The sequence below is a fragment of the Anabaena catenula FACHB-362 genome (assembly GCF_014698735.1).
Lineage (GTDB): Bacteria > Cyanobacteriota > Cyanobacteriia > Cyanobacteriales > Nostocaceae > Anabaena > Anabaena variabilis_A.
In genome coordinates this window covers 1-3514 of record NZ_JACJTQ010000104.1, presented here as the reverse complement: position 1 = coordinate 3514, position 3514 = coordinate 1, and the positions used below count along the sequence as shown (strand labels likewise).

Sequence of the window (3514 nt, the reverse complement as noted above, 5' to 3'; positions counted from 1 at the left end):
GTGAGGATTGCTCTGAATATATTCAAATATACTGCCCATAACGTCTTACCAAAAAATACACTTTTATATTCTTATACCATAATTTAATTCTTTTTCGGAGATGTCTAATGGTGAGCAAAGAAGTAGGCTATGATGCAGGCAAAAAAATCAAGGGACGCAAGCGATTTATGACAGTCGATACCTTGGGGCTAGTCTTGCGAGTCTTGGTAACATCTGCCAGTTTAGGAGAGCGAGAAGGGGGAAAACAAGTTCTCAAACGAGTGAAACAGTTTCCACAGCATGCATCTCGTTTAACAACTATCTGGGTAGATGGGGGTTTTGACGGTGAGCCGTATGACTCCTACGTCGTCACGCTACGCTTCATGCAATGGGTGATGGATTTTTTGCGTTGGATTGTGCAGGTAGTTCTGCGACCAGAACAAACCAAGGGTTTTCTCTTACTCAAAAAACGTTGGGTAGTGGAGCGCACTTACGGTTGGTTGATGGGCTGTCGGCGATTAGTCAGAGATTATGAATTATTGCCCGAAACCTCTGAGACTTTTATCTACCTTGCCATGATCCGTATTATGGTGAAGCGACTGGCTTAATTTTTGACTCCCTAAAACTTTTCAAACATCCTCTTACAGCAAAGGTTGGTCTTGTTAGGTAAACCTTAATGAACTACTGAAACTAATACCAGATGAATATGAAGCTGCACAACAGCTTAAGATGTCGAGAATGATTGAGATGCTATTACCCTGCAGATAAATGCAGATCAATCAATGAATTTTAGAATTTTGTGCAACCTCACATAAAATTGGGATAAACATCTATTTTCGTGGATAACCAAGAATATTTATTGATTGCATAATTACATTAGTAATACACCAAAATATCGTTTAAGGTAATATGAGAGAATGACTTAATAAATTGATTCGTATTTTACCTTGATCATTCATATTTTACAAGAACCTGCAACACCTACCCAAATCAACGAGATGCTTCAAGCCAATCGTTTCTATATTAAAACAGCCGTAGATATACGTCATCAAATTTTGGCAGGTGGAGGTGAAATGCACTCTGACTGTGAAACTATTTTACTTGAAAATGGAAGTCAACAACAGGATGTTTGGGGCGCGAGTTGGAATCCTATTTCTCAAGAAATTTTTTATGAATCAATGGTAAATCTCCGGCCACGTCAAAATAGAGCGATGGAAATTTTAGATCCAGCAATTCGGGAAAAGGTCAAACAAATCATCCACAAGTTATTAGGAGGTTTATGAATAACTGGACTGTAGAACAAATTGCGTTTCGTTGCGATCGCCTTTCTGTACGTCTTGAACGGTTGGCACAGAACTTTCTACAAATGGCATCTCTCAGTTTGGATGGGGTTAATGGGGAAGCGGTACTTAAAATTGTTAGAGAAAGTAAAGTATTTTTAGAACTGACAGCGATTGATTTAGATGTGGACAGTGCCTTTGAACTGGCTCAAATGCAACGTCAATTGTCTCGATGGCATATTCATTGGTTGTCAACTTGGGCAAGTGATTCTAGTCGTCTGGAAATTTCAACCTTGTCTCAAACATGGGCAAATCGAATTAGGGAGATGGCAGGAGTTCTGGTTTAAGGTTTTTAGTGCGATAGCTTCTTTTCTCCTGTCGGAGACACTACGTGAACGAGACGCTGCTTGGCATCACCAAGTTAAGGGTAGAGGTGGTACTGTTTTACAGCCCGGTATTGATTTATTGGCAACAGCGGAGGATTTCCCCAAAAATGGCCCGTTCCGTTGCTAATCATTACTGATGGCTATTGCGATAATTTACATATTCGTCGAGAACACGCTTTTTTGATTCCTGTAGGTTGCCGATTACCCTTTATTCCTAAAGGTCAGGTTTTCAGGATTAAGTAGGTTTTGCTGAAATAGGTTTTGCTGAAATAGCTTTTGCAATGCACTCGAACTCAGTTATAAGTATAAACCGTCTAAAAATGTGTCAGAGAAGACCTTGCAAAAAGGATCTTTAAAAACCAATGTTTAACTGCGGCGGCTCAACTTCACCGTTAAACATCTTAAAAAAAGTTTGAAGTAGATATTTTAGAAAATGTTTTAGTTTTATCTGCTACTAAACTGTACCAGATAAAACTAAATTATTTAGCTGTAATTCAGATTGTTGAAACATAAAATTAACAGCCGCGAATAATTTATCTAGTTCATAAATTGTAAAAGGAGTCATATTTTTTGTAAACTTATTATCTTCTAGTTTACCAAATTGCCATGTTGCGCCATTAGAAACAATCCCCCAAATAATGATTTGATACTCTCCATTTAATCTTTGAGCAGCAATCATTTCTGCTAAACATTGCGCCCAACCTGCCTCAAAGTTGTCTTGTTTGGCTTCTACTAAGATAAAGTATGGTTTGTCAAAAACAACTTTACCTAATGGGGAACGTTTAGCTAAAATATATTCAGGAAATCCTGATAATTTTTCATCGTAGTTTAAGGATTGATGACTCCATAAAATAAAATGTTGGCGGTATGTTTTCCAAACTTCTTTAAGAACGGGATAAATTAAGTTTTCACAGATAGCAAATTCTGAGTTATCAACAACAGCATCCCGCATCATTAATTCTAAATCTTCGCGGAAGTAGTCGGTAATATTAAAGGGAACGTCACTGATAAAATTGTCTTCGGTGTAGGTAACTTGAAATATTGTGAGGACTTCTCCGATAGTTTTAAAATTACTGAAAGCCATTTTTTACCTTTTTAAAATCTAAGTATTACTTGATGGTAGGGTGTGTTGCAGCACAAAATGATTAAAAATAGCGAAAATAGCCGTCTTTTAACTAGATATTCTACTGTTGGGAGTTTCGACCATCCGTTAAGGTCAATCTACCTCGGTTAATCATTTTATCATAGGTCAGGGGAAACGCATCTAAATTTTATTGACAAAATAACCTTTTAATGTATAAACCAATAAATCCCAATTTATCGTTTGATTGATTTTTTTAGAGTCATAGTGATGGACTAGAATATTGTCAATAAGTAGACGTTAATGCGAATATTTTGGTCATTATTGAGATTAAATTGTCCTTATTGATAATATGCGTTTCCCCTGTGCGGTTAGGGAATGGTAACTTTGGCGTACATCTATTTTACCTGTGACGGCATTGGTAATTAGAGAGGTGCGATATTTATTTTTTTAACAAAAGACATTCCTGACGCTTGCAGGGCAAAAGCACGCCTAAATAAAGTTATCCAGACTGGGAGCAAACCACGATCAGGGATTTTGTCCTATCAGCAATATCTGCACATCCACGGGAGGGTAGAATAAAATAAAAGCTTCCTGAAACTCCACTTCCAGGAAGCTAGATGTTAATTGTTATGTAATGGTTATTTCCCAGATGGATATCACTAATGTTGAGGTGAGCAACGTAGAAATTCTCCCTCCCTCCTCCAGTAAAGTTGTATCTCGTGATACTGCTCAACCTGTGACCGCCGAATTAGTAGAGGAGGTGATTCGCCAATATTATTACCGCA

At 37.6% G+C, this 3514-nt stretch carries 3 protein-coding genes and 1 pseudogene; 3 read left to right on the top strand and 1 reads right to left on the bottom strand.

Features of this window, described 5'->3' with window-relative positions:
* Nucleotides 1–107 precede the first annotated feature (107 nt).
* The 3 genes and pseudogenes from H6G68_RS26700 to H6G68_RS26690 form a co-directional block, all read left to right on the top strand.
* Nucleotides 108–587 (top strand): annotated as a pseudogene (locus H6G68_RS26700) (transposase); the annotation flags it as partial.
* Between the two features lie 342 nt (nt 588–929).
* On the top strand, nt 930–1262 hold the full coding sequence (locus H6G68_RS26695) for a DUF5674 family protein (RefSeq protein ID WP_339327898.1): 333 nt from the start codon (nt 930–932) through the stop codon (nt 1260–1262).
* The gene (locus H6G68_RS26690) at nt 1259–1606 is read left to right on the top strand and encodes a hypothetical protein (protein WP_190909335.1); all 348 of its coding nucleotides are present in this window, start codon (nt 1259–1261) and stop codon (nt 1604–1606) included. The genes H6G68_RS26695 and H6G68_RS26690 overlap by 4 nt, the downstream gene beginning before the upstream one ends.
* A gap of 493 nt (nt 1607–2099) precedes the next feature.
* On the opposite strand, the gene H6G68_RS26685 is transcribed toward H6G68_RS26690, so the two are convergent.
* Nucleotides 2100–2729, bottom strand: coding sequence for a hypothetical protein (locus H6G68_RS26685; RefSeq protein WP_190909334.1), 630 nt, complete (start codon nt 2727–2729; stop codon nt 2100–2102).
* Between the last annotated feature and the right edge of the window lie 785 nt (nt 2730–3514).